Here is a 17,083-nt window from a genome sequence, read left to right as displayed (position 1 = left end):
CGACCCCATGCGCCCCACATCGAGGACCGAACCCGGACCCGGCCAGGAGTCCGTCTGGGACTACCCCCGCCCGCCCGCCGTCGAGACCGTGCCCGAGCGGGTCGTCGTCCGCCTCGGCGGATCGGTCGTGGTCGACACCACCGACGCCGTCCGCGTGCTCGAGACCTCCCACCCGCCGGTGTACTACGTGCCGATGGCGGGCGTCGAGCTCCGACCGGCGGACGGGTCGAGCATGTGCGAGTTCAAGGGCCGAGCACGGTACTTCGACGTCGTCGGCGGGGACGGCGTCGTCGCACCCCGTGCCGCGTGGAACTACCCGACCCCGGAGCCAGGGTACGAGGACCTCCGCGACAAGGTGGCGATCTACCCGTCGGCGATGGACTCGTGCGAGGTCGGCGGCGAGGTGGTGCAGGCGCAGGAGGGCGACTTCTACGGCGGGTGGATCACGTCACGCGTGGTCGGACCGTTCAAGGGCGGCCCGGGCACTCTCGGGTGGTGAGGGCCGTGGCGGGCACGACCCGCGCCTCCCGTCCGGCTCAGCGTCGCGCGTAGGGCGACCAGAACGGCGGCGGGAAGCCGCCGCCGGTGGCGAAGGTGAGCAGCTGCCAGGCCATCATCACCAGGCCGATCGCGGCGAGCACCAGACCCACCCAGGCCCACACCCGCACGGCCCGACGCCGGCCGGCGATGCGGGCCGCCCGCAGGCCGCACAGCACGCCGACGATGCCGAAGACCGCACCGAGGAACACGTGCCGGGCCATGCCCGCGGCGGGGACGATGATGCCCATCCAGAGCGACAGCGGGGCGAGCAGGACGGCGACCGTCGCCAGCGCGGCGGGTGGCTCGTGGTCCCGAGCGACGGTTCCCATGCGTCCGAATGTACCGACCTGCGGGCGCACCTGCGCGTCCCAGCGTGGGGGACTGCCGGGGGAGCCGGGGCACCCGCCACGCCGGACGGCGGCGGTGCGAGCGAGCACGATGGACGCATGCGTACCTTCGTCCGTGTCCTCCTCGGCCTCGCGCTCGTCTTCGCCGGCACGAGCCACCTCACCTTCGCCCGCCGCGACTTCCGGGCTCAGGTCCCGGACTTCGTGCCGCTCGACACGGACACGACCGTGCTCGCCTCCGGGGTGGCGGAGATCGGTCTCGGGAGCGCGATCCTGCTCGCGCCGCGCCGCCGGCGGAAGGTCGTCGGCAGCATCGCGGCGCTGTTCTTCACGGTGATCTTCCCGGGCAACCTCTCGCAGTGGGTCAACCGCCGCAGCGCGTTCGGCCTCGACACTGACGAGAAGCGCGTCGCCCGGCTGTTCGGACAGCCCCTCCTCATCTGGGCCGCCCTCTGGTCGACGCGCGGCTCCGCCGGCGCCCGTCGCTGATGGTCCGGCCGGCCGCGCCGCACGACCCGGACGTCGCGTCCGGGCGGCGGACCGCGGTCGGGACGGCCGTGCGGGACGACCCGGGGTCGCCGACGATCGGACGGGAGGCTCGGCACACCCTCCAGGGGCGCCGGCACGTCGTCGACGTGGTCACGACGGTCGTCCTGCTGGTGCTGTCGGCGGTCGAGTCGGTGGCCGCCGCGGGCGGCATCGTCTTCCTGTCGATGGCCTTCCACTCGTGCTCGGCCCCGGGCAATGCCTGCGACGTCGGGCTGGGCGGTGCCGTGGTGTACGCGGGGCCGGTCGTCGTGGCCCTCGTCTTCGTGACGGTGACGGTCGCGTGCGTGCTGCGACTGGTGCGGCGTCGGTGGGCGTGGCCCGTCGCGCTCGTCGGCATCGCGGCGCAGGTCGTCGTGTTCTCGGGTGCCCTGCTGCTCGTCGACAGCGCCGTGCAGCACGGTGTCTGACGTGCGTACTCCTGCACAGCTCTCCTTCTGAGGGCGTCGGTCCACAACCGGGTGCCGCTGTGCTGTGTGGGCGTCGCCTCGGCGCGAAGCTCGGAGCATGACCGGAACCGACGTGCTCGACCACCTGTTCACCACACCCGCCCGCACCGATGCCGACGTCGTCGCCCTCGTGACGGGCGTCGTCGGGAAGCCGCTCCGACGGCAGTGCTGGGTGCTGTTCCTCGACGAACGGGCGCTCCCGGTGCCGTTCCTGCTGCCGGTGTCCGACCTGCCGCTGCAGCCGGACGACCACGTCGAGGACTTCGCGACGCTCGTGGCCGAGGTCTGCGTGGACGAGTCGGCGACGGAGGTCGTGCTCGTCTGGGAACGCCCCGGCGCCACCCGGCTCTTCCCCGTCGACCGGGAGTGGGTCGCGGCGTGCGACCGCGCCTTCGCGGAACGTGCCGTGCGGCTGCGTGCGCAGGTCGTCGTGTACGCCGGGGGCGCGCGCGTGATCGACGCCGACGAGCCCGACGAGCCTGACGACCTCGAGCTCAGCCCTGCGGTGCCGTGTCCGGGACGGTCTGCCCGGTGAGGCCCTCGACGACGGCCTTCGCCTCCGGCCAGAACTTCGCGTAGTGGTCGGGGTCTGCGTTGATCTGCACCGCGTGCGCCATCTCGGTCGGCGACATCGTCTTCCAGCCCGGGGTCTTCACGAGCTTCGTGTAGAACATCGTCGCCGCGGTGTACGGGTCCATCCGCTGCTCGTAGGTGCCCCACGCGCCGTTGTCGCGCTGCTGGAACAGCCCGCGGCTGTCGGGTCCGGCGGCGTCGCCGTGGTCGAGGTTCACGAGGCTCGACTCGCCGATCGCGGTCATCACCCCGACCGCCTGGGTGTGCGGGCCGATGCCGAGTGCCTGCGCGGCGTCGATGATGTGGGCGGCGTTCACCAGGCGGTCCTGGCAGAAGCCGCCGACCGGACCGGCGGGGACCACGATGCCGCCGACCGTGACCGACGGCTTCTCGGGGCACGCCGGGGCCGCCGTGACCTCGCGGGCGGCGCCGGTGAGCGAGTGCACCGCGATGACGACCACCACGACCACGCCGATGACGGCCGCGACCACGCCGGCGCCGAACACCGAGGCGATCGTGATGCCGACGCGGCGCATTCGGGGGTCCTTCCGGGCGGGGCGGACCGGCGGTGGTGCCGCGGCCCGTCGAGTGCAGAGCACGACGAGCGTAGGTGCACCGGCTGGGAACCGCACCCGCCCGATCGGGGGTGTCGCGCCCTCGGGCGGTCGCGCCGCCGGTCAGTCGCGACGGCGGCGGAACAGGCCGGTCGCCGACAGTGCGATCACGACGATCGACCCGATCGAGATCGCGAAGATGACGTCGACCGCGTCCATCACACCGTCCGGTCGTCGCCGGGCTCGCGGTCGTCGCCCCGGTGCACGACCGCGGTGGGCTCCGTGACCAACCCGGTCGGGGCCTTCTCGGCCTGCTTCCGGCCGTGCGTGAACCACGTGACGACCCAGAGCAGCACGCCGAGGGCCAGGAGCGCTCCCGCGATCTGGTACTGCTGCGGGTCGCGTCCGGACGAGAACGGCACCACGAGCCACACGCAGGTCACGATACCGATGACGGGGATCACGACCCCGGCGCGGAAGTGCTTGTGCTCCACGCGGTCGCGACGGAGCACGAGCACCGCGGCGTTGACGACCGCGAACACCGACAGCAGGAGCAGCGACGTCGTGCCGCCGAGGACGACGACGATGGGGGAGTCGGGGTCGAGCGAGACCCAGCCGATGAGCACCAGCGAGATGGCCGTCGTGAAGACGATGGCCGTCGACGGGGTGCGACGGGTCGGCGACACCCGCGACAGGAAGCCGGGCAGGACACCCTGCTTGCTCATGCCGTACAGCAGGCGCGACGCCATCATCATGTTGATCAGCGCGGTGTTGGCGACGGCGAACATCGAGATGAAGGGCAGCAGGTCGGCGATCGGGAAGTCCGGGGCGGCGGTCTGCACGGTGGTCACGAGCGGCGTCTCGTTGCCCGCGAGCTCGCCGATGGGCACGATCGCGACGGCGCAGATCGACACGAGCACGTAGATGACCGCGGTGATGCCCAGGCCGGTCAGCATCACCTTCGGGAAGATCCGCGACGGGTCCTTGGTCTCCTCGGCCATGTTCACCGAGTCCTCGAAGCCGACCATCGCGAAGAACGCCAGCGACGTCGCCGTGGACACCGACAGCAGCAGCGACTTGTCCTCGGGGGTGTCGAACATCACGACCCGCGAGAAGTCCGCGTTGCCGCCCGCGATCGCCCAGAAGCCGATGAGGATGACCATCACGAGCCCGGACAGCTCCACGAGGGTGAGCACGACGTTCGTCTTCACGCTCTCGCTGACACCGCGGAAGTTCACCGCCATCACCGCGAGCATGAAGCCCATCGCGATGAGCATCACGACCGCGTTCGGCAGTTCGAGCCCGAACCCGATGCCGAGGTTCGCGGCGAACGCACGCGACGCCGTGGACGCCGACGTGATGCCGGAGCACATCACGATGAAGGTCACGATGAACGTGACGAAGTGGATGCCGAACGCCTTGTGCACGTACAGCGCGGCACCGGCCGTCTGCGGGTACTTGGTGACGAGCTCCAGGTACGAGAACGCGGTGAGCAGTGCGACCGCGAACGCGATGAGGAAGGGGAGCCACGCTGCTCCGCCGACCTCGGCCGCGACCTGCCCGGTCAGGGCGTAGACGCCGGTGCCGAGGATGTCGCCGACGATGAAGAGCAGCAGCAGCTTGGGGCCGAGCACGCGCTTGAGCGTCGGCTGTTCCTGCTGCTGGCGGTCCGTGTTGGTGGTGGCCATGCGTCACCCTTTCCCGGTTCGAGGCTCGCTGTCAACTTCCTCAGACTCCTCCCGGGGTGCCGCAACACGCCCGTAGCGCGGCCGCCGAGCGCTTCCGAGGGGGCGGTGGCTACGCTCCGAGCCATGTACGACGATTCCGACACCACCGAGGAACCCGTCGAGTTCGCCGACTTCAACGCGAAGCTGCTGGTGCTCGACGTCCTCTGCTACGACCTCGACGCGCTCGAGCCGTACGCCCCCGACGAGGACGAGGACACCGGCGAGGACCTGGACGTCGAGGGCCAGGACGACCGCGCGCGCCAGTACTACGACGAGCTCGACCTCCTGCCGTCGCACCTGGCCCTGGTGACCGAGCTGACCGTCGACACCGACCTCGAGGTCCTGCAGGACGTGCACCCCGGCTGGGACGGCTCCGACGACCGGTACGACCCGCAGAACTGGGACGACCTGCTCGACCTCCCGGCCCTGGCCACCGTCTACGCTGCGGCACCGCTGCCCGCGCACGTGGCCGACCGACTCGCCGCGAAGGGCGTCGAGGTCCAGTCCGCCTGACCGGCCCGTGTCCCGCTCGTCGTCGGCGGCGAGTTTGCGACGTTCCACGCGTCGATCGACACGTGTGATGTCGCTCCGTGCGTCCGCACCGGATGCGGGCGCATCGTCCGACATCGCGCTCGTCGAACGACGCGTGCGATGTCGCAGATCGTGTGCGACCGAGCCGCGGAACGGCCGGCGCAACCGACGCCCGCGCCCGCGCCCGCTACCGCCGCAGCGCCCGCACCTGCTCGGTGAACTGCGCGGCGCCGCCCTGCGCCGGGTGCCGCACGGCCTCGGCCTCGATGCCGGCCAGCGCGAGCGCCCCCTGCGCCTTCCGCCCGACGGCGACCACGCGGACCGCCCGGTCGACCTCGAGCGCGCGCAGCAGCGCGAGCGCGACCGGGGCGCCGTCGCGGACCTCGGCCGGTCGCGGCGTCCGGTTCGTCAGCCGGTCCGGCGCGACGAACGGGTGGTGCGGGAAGATCGCCCACGCCAGGGGGAGCGGCCCCGACCAGCCCGACAGTGCGGCGTGCACGACGCGCGAGGACGCCTCCCACGGAGCCGTCGGCGCGGGCGGGGCCTGCACCGGGAACCCGAGCGCGTCGAGCTCTCGCATGCTCGTGAACGGGACGCCCGTGTTCGTCATGCCGCGCCAGCCGGGGGCCTCGGCGACGAGCAGCGTGTCCGCCGAGGTCCCGACGTGCTCGAGGTAGGCCGCGAGGTTCGCGCGACGGAGCCGTCCGTCCGGGGTGCCGGGGTCGTAGAGCGCCTCGGCGTCGTCGGCCACCGGCACCGCGTCGAGCGCGGCCCAGAACCCGTCGAACCGGCCGCTCGCCGTCGTCGGGGTCCCGTCGGCCATCAGGCCCGCCCGAGCACCCGGCGGTAGACGTCCTCGAGCCCGGCCGCCGACTGCTCCCAGCTCAGGCGCTCGGCGTGCTCCCGCCCGGCCGCGGCCAGGCCGGCGGCGTAGTCGGTGTCCGTCAGGATGCGCTCGATCTCCGCCGCCCACACGGCCGGGTCGCGCGACTCGAGCACCACCCCGGTCTCGCCGTCGACCACGGCCTCGCGCAGCCCGCCGGCGGCCGCGGCGACGACGGGCACGCCGGACGCGGACCCCTCCAGCGCCACGAGGCCGTACGTCTCGGAGTGCGACGGCACGAGCACGGCTGCCGCGCCCCGGAACAGGAACGCCAGGTCGGCCCGCGACTGCGGACCGATGAAGGTGACGCGGTCGGCGATGCCGTGCGCGGCGGCGAGCCGACGCAGCTCCGCCACGTGGTCGCCCGCCTCGCTCGAGGCGTCGCCCGCGATGACGAGGGTGGGGCGTGCCTCCCGGCTGATGCCCGCGACCGCCTCGATGGCGAGGTCCAGGCCCTTCAGCGGCTGCACGCGCGCCGCGGCGACGACGTACGGCGAGGCGGCGCGACGCGCGCCGACGGCGGCCGGTCGGAAGACGGACCCGTCGACGCCCGGCGGGACGATCCAGACCCGGTCGTCACGGCCACCGAGACGGTCCCGGACGGTCGACGCCTCGGCCGCCGAGACCACGACGACCGCGTCGGACTCCTGCGCCAGTAGCCGCTCCCCGGCGGGCCGGCCGGCCGACTCGGGGCGCTCGCCCTCGGACAGCGGGGTGTCCGAGTCGGCGGCGATCGAGTGGAAGGACTGCACGTGCGGGATGTCGCGCTCGCGGGCGACCGGCAGTGCGGCCGCGCCGGAGAACCAGTGGTGCGAGTGCAGCACGTCGTAGGGGCCGAGTGCCTCGAGCCCGCGGCGGAACGGCTCGATGAACGCGTCGTGCTCGCCCTTCGGCACGGGCTGCGCGGGGCCGGCGGACAGGAACCGCAGGCAGACGCCGGGCACGAGCGACACGCTGTCCGGCTGCGTCGGGTCGGAGCGCCGCGTGATGATCTCGACGTGGTGTCCGCGGTCCGCGAGTGCCTCGGCCTGGTGACGGACGACGACGTTCATGCCGCCGACCTCGCCGGAGCCGGGTTCGTCGCCGGGGGAGGTGTGCAGCGACACCAGCCCGATGCGCAGGGGTTCAGGGGTGGTGCTCACGACTGCAGCCTACTCAGCGGGTCGCCGCTGGGACGGGCGGGCGGGTGCCACCACGACGGGCTTCCGGCCCGCGTCGTCCGGCCGGTCGGACGGGAGGGCCGGATCACCTCCCAGCACCTGCACCCGTCGGTCGCCGTGCCGCTCCCAGAACGCGGCGGTCCACGCGCACAGGGCGCCGTCGAGCAGGTCCTCCCGGTGCTTGTGCGTCGGCCCGTGCAGCACCGAGGGGTCGGCGAACCCGGCGGTGAGCGGGTGGGAGTCGAGGAGCAGCGGCGGGTCGAGCGGTGTCGTCCGGAGCCGGTGCACGAGGTCGTCGAAGGCCGCGGCCCGCGCTGCACGGGCCTCCGCGGCGGGCAGCTTCAGGTCGAGGCGCTTGTAGCGTGGCCGCTCCACGTCGTAGCCGAGCTCCTCGACGCCGACGAGCGTCGTGTACGGGTAGCACTCGAACGCGGCGGGGCCGGTCCGCGCGTGCATCCCCGCGGTGTCCGACACGTACCCGACGCCGCGGTCCGTCAGCTGGTCGAGCAGCCGGGCGCCGGCGCTCGCCGCGGACGCGAGGTTCGTCGGGTTCGCCGCGACCTTCCACCGGCCGTAGCGCTGCCCCACCTGTCGCTCGGCCTCGCGGATCCCGGTGGGGTTCGTCACCACGAGGGATGCGTCGACGGCGACCAGGGTGCGCGGCCCGAGGTGCTCCGTGATCCAGTCGGTGACGGCGTCGACCCCGCGGGCCCACCCGGCGTCCGTGATCGCCCCGTCGGCGTCCATCGCGACGAGACCGGTCTCGTTCGCGGGCTTCCGTCCGGAGCCGAGGCCCCACGCCAGGTCCACCCCGAGGTACGCCGTCACCCCTCCATCGTGCACGCCACGGGTCGGGCCCGTGTACCGTCCGCTGCATGGCGAGCGAGGCGACGACGCTGACGGTCCCGGGGCCGCACGGCGACCGGGAGGTCCGGATCAGCAGTCCGTCGCGGGTGCTCTTCCCGGAGCCCGGGATCACCAAGCTCGAACTCGCGCAGTACCTCGTGACCGTCGGGGACGCGTTCGTCCGGGCCAACGGCGACCGCCCGATCTCCCTGCAGCGCTACGGCGCCGGGATCGACGGCGACTCGTTCTTCTCGAAGAACCCGCCGAAGGGTGCCCCGGACTACGTCCGCGACGTCGTGGTGACGTACCCGAGCGCCCGTTCGCACCCGCAGCTCGTGATCGACGAGCCCGCGGTCGCCGTGTGGGCGGCGCAGATGAACACCGTCGTCTTCCACCCGTGGGCCAGCCGTGCCGGTGACCCCGACCACCCGGACCAGCTCCGCATCGACCTCGACCCGCAGCCGGGCACCGACTTCCACGACACGGTGCCGGTCGCGCACGAGCTCCGCCGGGTCCTCGCCGACGTCGGCCTGTCGGCGTGGATCAAGACGAGCGGCAACCGCGGGCTGCACGTGTTCGCGCCGATCCGGCCGGAGCACGAGTTCCTCGACGTCCGGCACGCCGTGATCGCCGCCGCCCGGGAGCTCGAGCGGCGGATGCCCGACCGGGTGACGACGGCTTGGTGGAAGGAGGAGCGCGGGCAGCGGGTCTTCGTCGACTTCAACCAGGCGAACCGCGACCGGACGATGGCGGGTGCGTACAGCCCGCGTGCGCTCGCCCACGCCAACGTCTCGACGCCGATCACGTGGGACGAACTGGACACCGCTGACCCGACGACCTTCACGGTCCGGTCGGTCCCGGAGCGCCTCGCAGCGGTCGGCGACCCCTGGGAAGCGATGCACGACGAGCCCGGGGACATCGCGCCGCTGCTCGCGTGGTGGGAGCGCGACCTCGGCGACGGCCTCGGTGAGCTGCCGTTCCCGCCCGACTTCCCGAAGATGCCGGGGGAGCCGCCCCGCGTACAGCCGTCGCGGGCGAAGAAGGCCTGAGCCCGCCCGGACCGCTACGGCGTCAGGCCGCGGTGAGGTCCTCGCTGCGCCGGTCGGTCTCGGCCACGCGCGAGGTGTGCATCGGGAGGGTCACGCTCGCCGTGTGCAGGCGGGTGAGGCGGGACCAGGTGCCGCGGTGTGCGTCGCTGATGCCGTCGATGATCATGTCCCGCTCCCGTTCCCCGCACCCGAAGGCCGCGTCCTCGATGTCGCTAGTTAGCCTAACTACTGTGATCATATTGGTCGGCAGGTGAACGGTGCAACCGTCAGCGGAGCACGTCGCGCAGGTCGTACGCAGATGGGACATCGAGCTGCTCGAACCCGCACGACCGGGCGTCCCGGTCGGGCCGCCAGCGCTCGAACTGCACGGTGTGCCGGAACCGGTCGCCCTCCATCTGGTCGTACCGCACCTCGAGGACCCGCTCCGGCGCCAGCCGGACGAACGACGTGTCGCGACCCGACGAGAACCGTGAGCGTTCCCCGTCACCGGTGACGGGCCTCCCGTCCGCATCCCGGAGCACGACGGGGTCGAGCTCCTCGACCAGCTCGCGCCGTCGCTTGTCCGTGAAGGCCGAGACCCCGCCGACCTGGCGGAGCTCGCCCTCGTCGTCGTACAGCCCCACGAGCAGGGACCCGACGCCGGAGCCGCTCTTGTGCACGCGGTACCCGATCGCGACGACGTCCGCGGTGCGGTGGTGCTTCACCTTGAGCATCGTGCGCTTGTTCGGCTCGTAGGGCTTCGCGCGTGGCTTCGCGACGACGCCGTCCAGGCCGGCGCCCTCGAAGGTGGTGAGCCACTCGCGTGCGAGGTCGACGTCGAGGGTGGTCTGCGTCACGAAGAGCGGGTCGCGCATGCCCTCGTCGAGGGTCTCGAGCCGCTGCCGCCGCTCGTCGAAGGGCAGGTCGACCAGCTCCGATCCGTCGACGGCGAGCAGGTCGAACGCGACGAACTGCGCGGGCGTCTCGACGCTGAGCGTGCGGATGCGGGACTCGGCGGGGTGGATGCGCTGTGACAGGGCCTCCCAGTCGAGGTGCTCGGCGCCGCGCTCGCCGGAACGGAGGACGACCTCGCCGTCGAGCACGACCGGGTGGTCGCGTCCGCCGAACTGCTCGCGGAACGCGTCGACGAGCTCCGGGAAGTACCGGGTGAGGGGCTTCGCGCCGCGGCTGCCGATCTCGACGTCGTCGCCGTCGACGGTGACGATGCCGCGGAAGCCGTCCCACTTCGGCTCGTACCGCAGGCCGCCCCGCACGCTGTCGGGATCGGGGACGGTGGCGACGGCCTTGGCGAGCATCGGTGCGATCTCCATGGGACCTGTCTACTCGGCCGAGCCCACCGGGTCGGGCCGGGAGGCGCGGTGCGGCCTGCGCAGCGTCACCGGCGGTCGCTACGGTGGTGCCGTGACGACCGTGCCCCCTCCGGCAGCGCCGGCTCCGGACCCCATCAGTCCGGTGCAGGCCGCCGCGCTCCGCGACGGCGTCCTGCCGCCCGTCGAGGAGGTCCGGCCCGGCATCTGGACGATCGCGGTGCCCTTCCGCTCCGGCGTCGCGGACGCGACCCTGGCGTACGTGGTCGAGGGCGCGGACGGCGTGCTCACGGTGATCGACCCCGGGTGGGCGTCCCATGACGGACCGGAGGTGCTCCGGGCCGGCCTGCGCGACATCGGCCGGTCGGTCGACGACATCGGACTCGTGGTCGTGACGCACCTGCACGCCGACCACCTCGGGGCGGCAGCGGCGATCCGGCGTGCCAGTGGAGCCCGGGTCGCGATGCACCGGCTCGAGGTCGAGGCCCTGCGCCGCGAGCACGACGACGCCGTCGCGAACGACGCGGACATCGCGACCTGGGGCCTGCCGGACGACCTGCGCGCGGGCGTGGTCGCCGCTTGGGGGAGCGGGCGGCGCATCGGGCTCGGCCGGACGGAGGAACCCCTCGCCGACCTGCTCGTCGAGGACGGCGACCTCCTGCCGGTCGCGGGCCGCGGGCTCCGGGCGCTCTGGACCCCCGGGCACACCGCCGGCCACCTGTGCTTCGTCGACGTGGAGGACGGCCTGCTCTTCACCGGCGACCACGTGCTGCCGCGGATCAACTCCGGGATCGGTCTGGGCGGCCGGACCGGTGCGAACCCGCTCGGGCAGTACCTCGACTCGCTCGTGCGGCTCGAGGGCTACGGCGACCTCGAGGTCTGCCCGGGACACGAGTACCGGTTCCGCGACGTCGTGACCCGGGTGCGTGCACTCGTCCGGCACCGTGAGGAGCGGACCTGTCACGTGGCCGGTGCGCTCGACGACCTGTCGTCGCCGACGTTGTTCGAGGTGGCGTCCCGCGTGCCGTTCAGCGGCGGGATCGACTCGATGTCGGGCTTCCTGCTCGCGAGCGCGCTCACGCAGACGGCCTTCCACGTGGACCTGCTCGGCCGCGGCGACGAGGTCCGCCCGGCCTGACGCCGGGCGGTGCCGCTCGTCGGGTCAGACGACCGTGGTCGCGAGGCGCTCGAGCGTCGTGCGGGCGTCGGCGAACTCGGCCGAGGCGTGCTCGGCGAGGGCCGCGAGGTCCGCGATCCGGTCGGCCAGGGTGGCGCTGACGGTGACCGGGTACAGCTTCATGCCGAGCGCGGTGCCGAGGATGAGGTGCAGCACGGGGGAGCCGTGGTCCCACGTCTCCGTCGGGGTGCCGGCGTCGTAGGTCGCGCCGCGGCTGACCACGGTGACGACCGGACGGCCGGCGAGGGGCTGGACGCCACCGGCGAGCACCCCCGGCACGTGCACGCGGTCGATCCAGGCCTTGAGGGTCGAGGGCACCGTGTAGTTGTACAGCGGCGCGCCGACCACGACGACGTCGGCGGCGAGGAGCTCGTCGATGACCTCCTGCCGGAGTGCGTCGGCCTGCGGGTCGACGGGTTCATCGGCGGTCCGGTCGGCGACCGCCCAGTGCAGCGCCGAGCTCTCGAGGTGCGGGAGCTGGTCGACGTGCAGGTCGCGGCGCACCACCGTGTACTCCGGACCGCGGGCGCGCCACGCGTCGGCGAACGCGGCGGTCAGCGCGCGGGAGCGCGAGTGGGTGAGGTCGGCGGAGGAGTCGATGTGCAGCAGGGAGGGCATGCGCCAACGCTACCGATCTGGACCGGGGGCGCGACCGGCGTGCCGGACGTGCGGCCGACCGGCCGTGTCCGCACGGACGTGGAACGGCCCCGCCGCGTCCGGGAGGGACGCTACGGGGCCGCGGGGGGAGCCTCCCGTCCGGCGCCGAGGGACGGACCGGACGGGAGCGGGTGGATCAGCGCTGGGCGCGGCGGCGACGCAGGACGCCCGCGCCGAGCAGGCCGGCACCGGCGGCGACGAAGCCGAGGGCCCAGGGGAGGGCGCCGGTCGCGTCGGTACCCGTGAAGGCGAGCTGGCCCGTGGTGGGGGTCACCACGGTCGGCGTGGTGCCGACGGTCGCGGCGGTCGGGACGACCGTCACGGGGAAGGAGACCGACAGGCCGGACTGCGCCACCGTCAGGTGGTGGGTCGAGGCGTGCGGGAACGTGACGCGCGTGGAGAACTCGTCCTCGTCGAAGGCGATCTGGTCGCTCGCGACGTCGCTCGTGACGGTCGGCGCGGGGGTGTTGCCGTCCTCGTCGGGCTGCACCGTCGCGTTGCCGAACTCATCGACGGGCGAACCGTCGATCCAGAGCGACCCGCCCTGCTTCACGGTCGGGGTGCCGCCGTCGGTGAAGGTGGGCTCCGCGTCGATGTCGCCGGGCTGGGTGATCGTGGTGATGCTGCCGTCGGGCATGACGATCCACGAGTGGATCGGGTGGTCGAGCTTGACGTTGCCCTCGTCGTCGATCGCGTCGAAGAACTCCGAGCTCGAGGTGTCGGTGGCCCAGGCGAGGACACCGACGGCCTCAGCCGGCTCGACCGTGATCTGGACGTACTCGGTCGCGGTCGACGTCCCGTTCGAGGCGATGATCGTGAAGTCGGAGTCGGTGGCGGAGTACGGCGTGCCGCTGAGCAGACCGGTGGTCGGGTCGAGCGTGACGCCGTCCGGCAGGAAGTACTCCGGCGTCATCTCCGGGTCGTCCGGGTCGGCGTACGACGGGTCGGTGTACCCGACCGAGTACGTGACGTCGCCGCTGCCGGCGGTGACGGCGAACGAGCGCGAGAGGTCCTGGCCGGCCGTGAGGGACAGCGTGAGCGGTGCGTCCGCGGTGGTCTCGTCGGCGAACGCGACGTCCTCGGTGACGGCCTTCGTGGTGGCGGTCGCGGTCTGGTCGGGGGTCGCGCCCGTCACCGTCAGGGTGATCGTCTTGCCGACGATCTCCTTCAGGATCTGGTACGAGGAGCCCTCGACGACGTCGGCACCGTCGACGGTCCAGACGGCCTTCGACGGGCCTTCGATGCCGGTGGTGTCGTAGTGGAGAGTCGTGCCGACCTTCGCGTCGCCGACGATCGTCACGGTGGCGGCGACGGCGCTCGGGGCGGCTTTCGTCGTGGCCGAACCGCCGGCGGGGGCGACGGACTTCGCGGGGGCCGTGGTCGCCGGAGCGGTCGGCTCGCCGGTGGGTGCCGGCGCAGCGGTGTCGGTGTCCGTCGGCGCGGTCGCGGCATCCGTGGGGGCCGGCGTCGTGACGGTGTCCGTCGCGTGGGCGGCGGCGTCGGTCGGCGCGGCGGGCTGCGTCGGGTCCGCCGAGGCGACGACGGGCGTCGGTGCGTCGCCCTCGACGGCGAAGGCGGCCGTCGAGGTGAATACGCCCAGGCCGGTGGTCAGGCCGATGAGTGCCACGGTCGTGCCGAGCGCGCAGGCGCGTCGGGTCTTGGAGGTGCTGCGGTGCACGGGTCCCCCAGGGATCAGGTCCGGTCGGGTGCCGGATCGTGAGAATCTGCCGTGAATCCACGGCGTTCTCGGATCGTAGAGGTTCAGGTGACTTGCAGGGGTCTCCGTGCCCGGATTGTGACCTGTGTTGGGGGCCGTCTGCGCGGCCCCGCCGCGCGGGTGGGCGACGGCGTCGTGACGGTCGGGAGGCTCCCCATCGGCTGGTGGGGAGCCTCCCGGCCGTCGCGTGGTCGGCAGGGTCGCTCAGGCGCGCCGACGACGGAGGTGACGACGAGCCCGGTGGAGCAGCAGCGCGGCGCCGACGGCGAGGAGCCCGCCCGAGGCGGCGAGCGGTGCCGTCGTGTCCGCGCCGGTGAAGGCCAGCTGTCCGTCCCGCGGCACGACGGTGATCGGGACCACCGCGGTCGCGCCGCCCCGACTGATCGTCAGCGTGTGCGTCGAGGCGTGCGGGAACCGGACACGGACGGCGGCACCGTCCGGCGTCACGACGTCCGTCGCGACGTCGCTGCGGACGTCCGAGCGGATGGCCGAGCCGTCGCCGTCGAGGTCCTCGTAGCGGGCGGTGAAGTTGCCCCATCGGTCGACCGGCGTCGCCCGGACGTCGAGGGTCGACGACTGCGGGACGCTCGGCCGGGACACGGTCGTGCTCCGGCCCGGTCCGCCCTCCGGGAAGACGGTCTGCGTCACGGCGCCGTCCTGGTCCACCTTCCACTCCCGGAACTGCGGATCGCCGACGAGCGTCAGCCACGCCTGCAGACCGGTCGTCGCGCCCGGCCGCACGGTGAGCTCGACGTACCGGGTCGTGGTCCGGTCCCCGACGGTGGTGTCCACGATGAGGGAGGACAGGCCCGCCGTGGTTTCCGAGCCGGACAGGACGCCCGTGCGCTGGTCGAACCGGAAGTCCGTGCCGCGCAGCGGGTCGTCCGCCAGCTCGGGGGACGGCGACCGGAGGGTGTAGCGGACGTCCTCGCCGGGCGCGGTGTCGACGGCGAAGTCGTGGGAGAAGGCCTCGCCGGCGGTCGCCTCGAGGCGGAGCGGGGACTCGGGGGACGAGCCCGCGACGTCGCGCGTCCCGGGGCCGGTGCCGCTGCCGGTTCCGGTGCCGTCACCCGCACCGTCGCCGTCGCCCGCTTCGGGGATCGCGCTGAGGAGGATGCGCTCGGAGAGGCCGCCGCCGGGGTGGAACGGCGTCGAGACGTGCACCCAGAAGCCCTCGGACGGCGAGCGGTGCAGGGTGCCCGACAGCACACCGTCCTCGGACAGGGTGACGCCCGCCGGCAGCGCGCTCGGGTCGGGGCCGCCGCCGATCGAGCCGTTCGCGAAGAAGCGCAGGTCGGGGTTCGGCGCGGGCGACAGGGAGACGGAGAACGGTTCGTCGGGCGTGACGGAGACCACCCGGGACCCGTAGGTGAAGCGGAGGTCCTCCTCCTGGTCGACGACGACCGGCGCGGTCGGGGCACTGGTGACGGTCGTCGGGGTCGCGCCGGGTGCGGTGCCGGTCACCGTCACGGTCACCGTCGCGTCCGCGAGTTCCGGGTCGACGACGTACGTCCGGTCGGTGGCGGGTTGGCTGTCGATGACGACCGGGTGCCGGAAGTGCCACGCGTACGTGAAGGTCGTGCCCGCGGGCCACCCCGACGTCGTGGCGGTCAGGGTGCGCCAGGCCCGCGGGGTGCCGGTGACCGTGACGGTGCCGGCAGGGGTGGCGGTGGCGGCTGGGGTGCTCGTCGTGGGCGCGGCCGGCGTCGCGGTACCGGTGGGGGTGGCCGCGGGGGTGGGGGTCGCCGCGGGGGTCGGGTCGGCGGTGGCGGTGGCGGCGGCGGCGGTGGTGCTCGCGCTGGTGGGCGTGGGCGTGGCGGTGCTCGTGCTGGTGGGTGTCGCGTCCGGCCCGGCGCTCTCGGCCGTCGCGCTCGTCGCGCCCAGTCCGAACGCCGACGCGGCGCTCACGATGGCGATGGTCGCGCCGAACGCCGCGGTGCGGCGGACGACTGGGCGGTGGACGTGCTGCATGGGGATCCCCCTCGGATCTGGTGGAGCCGCGGTGGCCCCTCACCTGGAGGTGTCCGACCGACGGCACTCCTCACGGCACCGAGGTCACGATCCGGCAACGGTGCAGGGCCGGCCAGTGGTCGCCGTCAGGCGTGCTGTGTCGTGGCCGCGTGCTCCAACGCCGCGCGGAGCGCCGTCACGGCGGGGGAGTGCGCGCTCGACATCCGCTGCGCCGTGAAGATCGTGCGTCGCGCCGGTTCCGGCAGCTCGAGCAGGCGGCAGCTCGTGGACCGCCCGGCCCACACCAGGTCCGGCATGAGTCCGACCGCGTTGCCCGACTCGATGAGCCGGATCTGCGCCTGCAGGTCCGCGGTCTCGTACCGGACGTCCGGCTCGAAGCCCGCGCGGCGGCAGGTCTGCTCGGCGAAGTGCCGTGAGGCGGTCCCGCGCGGCTCCATCACCCACGGCATCTCGGCCGCGTCGAGCAACGCCACCGTGGGGTCGTCGTCCGACAGCGGCACCAGGCAGACGTCGACCGGCGGCAGGGCGAGGCGGACGGCGTCGGTGGTGAGGTCACGTCGGTCGAGTCCGGGAAGCCGCGGAGCCGAGTGCGCCGGGTACTGCTCGGCGATGACCATGTCGAAGTCGCGCGCCCACGTCTCGCCGAGGGCGGTCTCCGGCTCGCGCTGAACCATCTCCACCCGGACGTCGGGGTGCTCGAGCGCCATCGCACGCAGCGCGGACGGCATGAGCGCGAGCGCCGCCGACTGGAAGACCGCGACCCGGACGCGTCCCTGCACCGAGGTCAGCGTCGACTCGACGGACGACTGCGCGCGCTCGAGGACGTCGAGCACCTCGCCTGCAGCGGTCACGAGGACCTCGGCCTGCGGGGTGAGCTGGAGTCGGCGTCCGGACCGGCGGAGGAGTTGCACGCCGGCCTCGCGCTCGAGCACCGCGAGCTGCTGCGAGACCGCCGACGGGGTGAAGTTCATCGCCTCTGCGACGGCGGCCACGGTGCCACGGATCGACAGCTCGCGGAGGAGGACCAGACGCCGGACGTCGAACATGAC

General features: G+C 73.3%; 19 protein-coding genes. 7 read left to right on the top strand and 12 right to left on the bottom strand.

Translation table 11 applies throughout. The features are described from left to right. Positions 1-7 precede the first annotated feature (7 nt). Positions 8-499 (top strand): DUF427 domain-containing protein, encoded by a 492-nt coding sequence (locus tag AB0N84_RS06380; protein ID WP_182046344.1) that lies wholly within the window; start codon positions 8-10, stop codon positions 497-499. 37 nt (positions 500-536) lie between these two features. On the opposite strand, the gene AB0N84_RS06375 is transcribed toward AB0N84_RS06380, so the two are convergent. Further along, positions 537-869, bottom strand: coding sequence for a hypothetical protein (locus AB0N84_RS06375; RefSeq protein ID WP_182046343.1), 333 nt, complete (start codon positions 867-869; stop codon positions 537-539). Positions 870-986: 117 nt separating this feature from the next. Between AB0N84_RS06375 and AB0N84_RS06370 the strand changes: the two genes are divergently transcribed. The 3 genes from AB0N84_RS06370 (at position 987) to AB0N84_RS06360 (ending at position 2,417) form a co-directional block, all read left to right on the top strand. Then, positions 987-1,376: a hypothetical protein gene (locus AB0N84_RS06370; protein WP_182046342.1), complete on the top strand. Its 390-nt coding sequence runs from the start codon at positions 987-989 to the stop codon at positions 1,374-1,376. Continuing rightward, positions 1,376-1,843 carry a DUF6264 family protein gene (locus AB0N84_RS06365; protein WP_220456205.1) on the top strand — a complete coding sequence of 156 codons (468 nt, stop codon included), beginning with the start codon at positions 1,376-1,378 and terminating at the stop codon, positions 1,841-1,843. Before AB0N84_RS06370 ends, AB0N84_RS06365 begins: the two co-directional genes overlap by 1 nt. A 97-nt stretch (positions 1,844-1,940) precedes the next feature. Continuing rightward, on the top strand, positions 1,941-2,417 hold the full coding sequence (locus AB0N84_RS06360; RefSeq protein ID WP_363544461.1) for a hypothetical protein: 477 nt from the start codon (positions 1,941-1,943) through the stop codon (positions 2,415-2,417). Here the strand turns inward: AB0N84_RS06360 and AB0N84_RS06355 are convergent. After that, positions 2,377-2,991 (bottom strand): hypothetical protein, encoded by a 615-nt coding sequence (locus tag AB0N84_RS06355; protein ID WP_363544459.1) that lies wholly within the window; start codon positions 2,989-2,991, stop codon positions 2,377-2,379. The genes AB0N84_RS06360 and AB0N84_RS06355 overlap by 41 nt on opposite strands. Positions 2,992-3,227: 236 nt before the next feature. Next, positions 3,228-4,697: an APC family permease gene (locus tag AB0N84_RS06350; protein ID WP_363544457.1), complete on the bottom strand. Its 1,470-nt coding sequence runs from the start codon at positions 4,695-4,697 to the stop codon at positions 3,228-3,230. A gap of 123 nt (positions 4,698-4,820) precedes the next feature. Here AB0N84_RS06350 and AB0N84_RS06345 point away from each other — a divergent pair, with 123 nt between their 5' ends. After that, entirely contained in the window at positions 4,821-5,249 is a 429-nt protein-coding gene (locus AB0N84_RS06345; RefSeq protein WP_363544455.1) for a hypothetical protein, read from the top strand. Between the two features lie 205 nt (positions 5,250-5,454). On the opposite strand, the gene AB0N84_RS06340 is transcribed toward AB0N84_RS06345, so the two are convergent. From AB0N84_RS06340 to AB0N84_RS06330, 3 genes are read right to left on the bottom strand one after another with little or no spacing between them, the layout of a single operon-like run. Then, positions 5,455-6,090 carry a hypothetical protein gene (locus AB0N84_RS06340; protein ID WP_289458718.1) on the bottom strand — a complete coding sequence of 212 codons (636 nt, stop codon included), beginning with the start codon at positions 6,088-6,090 and terminating at the stop codon, positions 5,455-5,457. Beyond that, positions 6,090-7,292: a glycosyltransferase gene (locus tag AB0N84_RS06335; protein ID WP_363544454.1), complete on the bottom strand. Its 1,203-nt coding sequence runs from the start codon at positions 7,290-7,292 to the stop codon at positions 6,090-6,092. Before AB0N84_RS06335 ends, AB0N84_RS06340 begins: the two co-directional genes overlap by 1 nt. Positions 7,293-7,301: 9 nt before the next feature. After that, positions 7,302-8,138 (bottom strand): DUF429 domain-containing protein, encoded by an 837-nt coding sequence (locus tag AB0N84_RS06330; protein ID WP_363544452.1) that lies wholly within the window; start codon positions 8,136-8,138, stop codon positions 7,302-7,304. A gap of 47 nt (positions 8,139-8,185) precedes the next feature. Here AB0N84_RS06330 and ligD point away from each other — a divergent pair, with 47 nt between their 5' ends. Next, positions 8,186-9,205, top strand: a complete 1,020-nt coding sequence (ligD, locus tag AB0N84_RS06325) for a non-homologous end-joining DNA ligase (protein WP_363544450.1) — start codon at positions 8,186-8,188, stop codon at positions 9,203-9,205. 22 nt (positions 9,206-9,227) lie between these two features. Here ligD and AB0N84_RS06320 read toward each other — a convergent pair whose 3' ends face one another. Further along, positions 9,228-9,443, bottom strand: coding sequence for a hypothetical protein (locus AB0N84_RS06320; RefSeq protein WP_289458714.1), 216 nt, complete (start codon positions 9,441-9,443; stop codon positions 9,228-9,230). Between the two features lie 28 nt (positions 9,444-9,471). Next, positions 9,472-10,515, bottom strand: coding sequence for an ATP-dependent DNA ligase (locus AB0N84_RS06315; RefSeq protein WP_363544447.1), 1,044 nt, complete (start codon positions 10,513-10,515; stop codon positions 9,472-9,474). A gap of 91 nt (positions 10,516-10,606) precedes the next feature. Here AB0N84_RS06315 and AB0N84_RS06310 point away from each other — a divergent pair, with 91 nt between their 5' ends. Continuing rightward, positions 10,607-11,650 carry an MBL fold metallo-hydrolase gene (locus tag AB0N84_RS06310; RefSeq protein WP_363544445.1) on the top strand — a complete coding sequence of 348 codons (1,044 nt, stop codon included), beginning with the start codon at positions 10,607-10,609 and terminating at the stop codon, positions 11,648-11,650. Between the two features lie 24 nt (positions 11,651-11,674). Here the strand turns inward: AB0N84_RS06310 and AB0N84_RS06305 are convergent, their stop codons facing one another. The 4 genes from AB0N84_RS06305 to AB0N84_RS06290 form a co-directional block, all read right to left on the bottom strand. Further along, positions 11,675-12,307: an NAD(P)H-dependent oxidoreductase gene (locus AB0N84_RS06305; RefSeq protein WP_363544443.1), complete on the bottom strand. Its 633-nt coding sequence runs from the start codon at positions 12,305-12,307 to the stop codon at positions 11,675-11,677. Between the two features lie 175 nt (positions 12,308-12,482). After that, positions 12,483-14,024 carry a putative Ig domain-containing protein gene (locus tag AB0N84_RS06300; RefSeq protein WP_363544441.1) on the bottom strand — a complete coding sequence of 514 codons (1,542 nt, stop codon included), beginning with the start codon at positions 14,022-14,024 and terminating at the stop codon, positions 12,483-12,485. 243 nt (positions 14,025-14,267) lie between these two features. Continuing rightward, positions 14,268-16,034 (bottom strand): hypothetical protein, encoded by a 1,767-nt coding sequence (locus tag AB0N84_RS06295; protein WP_363544439.1) that lies wholly within the window; start codon positions 16,032-16,034, stop codon positions 14,268-14,270. 125 nt (positions 16,035-16,159) lie between these two features. Further along, positions 16,160-17,080, bottom strand: coding sequence for a LysR family transcriptional regulator (locus AB0N84_RS06290; protein WP_363544437.1), 921 nt, complete (start codon positions 17,078-17,080; stop codon positions 16,160-16,162). Between the last annotated feature and the right edge of the window lie 3 nt (positions 17,081-17,083).

Source organism: Curtobacterium sp. NPDC089185, assembly GCF_040685235.1.
GTDB classification, from domain to species: Bacteria; Actinomycetota; Actinomycetes; order Actinomycetales; family Microbacteriaceae; genus Curtobacterium; species Curtobacterium citri.
The sequence above is the reverse complement of the archived record's forward strand: the minus strand, read 5'-3'. Positions and strand labels throughout refer to the sequence as shown.

Coding starts and splice junctions, on each gene's coding strand:
- AB0N84_RS06380 (WP_182046344.1), top strand. CDS start 8: ATGCGCCCCACATCGAGGACCGAACCCGGACCCGGCCAGGAGTCCGTC.
- AB0N84_RS06375 (WP_182046343.1), bottom strand. CDS start 869: ATGGGAACCGTCGCTCGGGACCACGAGCCACCCGCCGCGCTGGCGACG.
- AB0N84_RS06370 (WP_182046342.1), top strand. CDS start 987: ATGCGTACCTTCGTCCGTGTCCTCCTCGGCCTCGCGCTCGTCTTCGCC.
- AB0N84_RS06365 (WP_220456205.1), top strand. CDS start 1,376: ATGGTCCGGCCGGCCGCGCCGCACGACCCGGACGTCGCGTCCGGGCGG.
- AB0N84_RS06360 (WP_363544461.1), top strand. CDS start 1,941: ATGACCGGAACCGACGTGCTCGACCACCTGTTCACCACACCCGCCCGC.
- AB0N84_RS06355 (WP_363544459.1), bottom strand. CDS start 2,991: ATGCGCCGCGTCGGCATCACGATCGCCTCGGTGTTCGGCGCCGGCGTG.
- AB0N84_RS06350 (WP_363544457.1), bottom strand. CDS start 4,697: ATGGCCACCACCAACACGGACCGCCAGCAGCAGGAACAGCCGACGCTC.
- AB0N84_RS06345 (WP_363544455.1), top strand. CDS start 4,821: ATGTACGACGATTCCGACACCACCGAGGAACCCGTCGAGTTCGCCGAC.
- AB0N84_RS06340 (WP_289458718.1), bottom strand. CDS start 6,090: ATGGCCGACGGGACCCCGACGACGGCGAGCGGCCGGTTCGACGGGTTC.
- ligD (WP_363544450.1), top strand. CDS start 8,186: ATGGCGAGCGAGGCGACGACGCTGACGGTCCCGGGGCCGCACGGCGAC.
- AB0N84_RS06320 (WP_289458714.1), bottom strand. CDS start 9,443: ATGATCACAGTAGTTAGGCTAACTAGCGACATCGAGGACGCGGCCTTC.
- AB0N84_RS06315 (WP_363544447.1), bottom strand. CDS start 10,515: ATGGAGATCGCACCGATGCTCGCCAAGGCCGTCGCCACCGTCCCCGAT.
- AB0N84_RS06305 (WP_363544443.1), bottom strand. CDS start 12,307: ATGCCCTCCCTGCTGCACATCGACTCCTCCGCCGACCTCACCCACTCG.
- AB0N84_RS06295 (WP_363544439.1), bottom strand. CDS start 16,034: ATGCAGCACGTCCACCGCCCAGTCGTCCGCCGCACCGCGGCGTTCGGC.
- AB0N84_RS06290 (WP_363544437.1), bottom strand. CDS start 17,080: ATGTTCGACGTCCGGCGTCTGGTCCTCCTCCGCGAGCTGTCGATCCGT.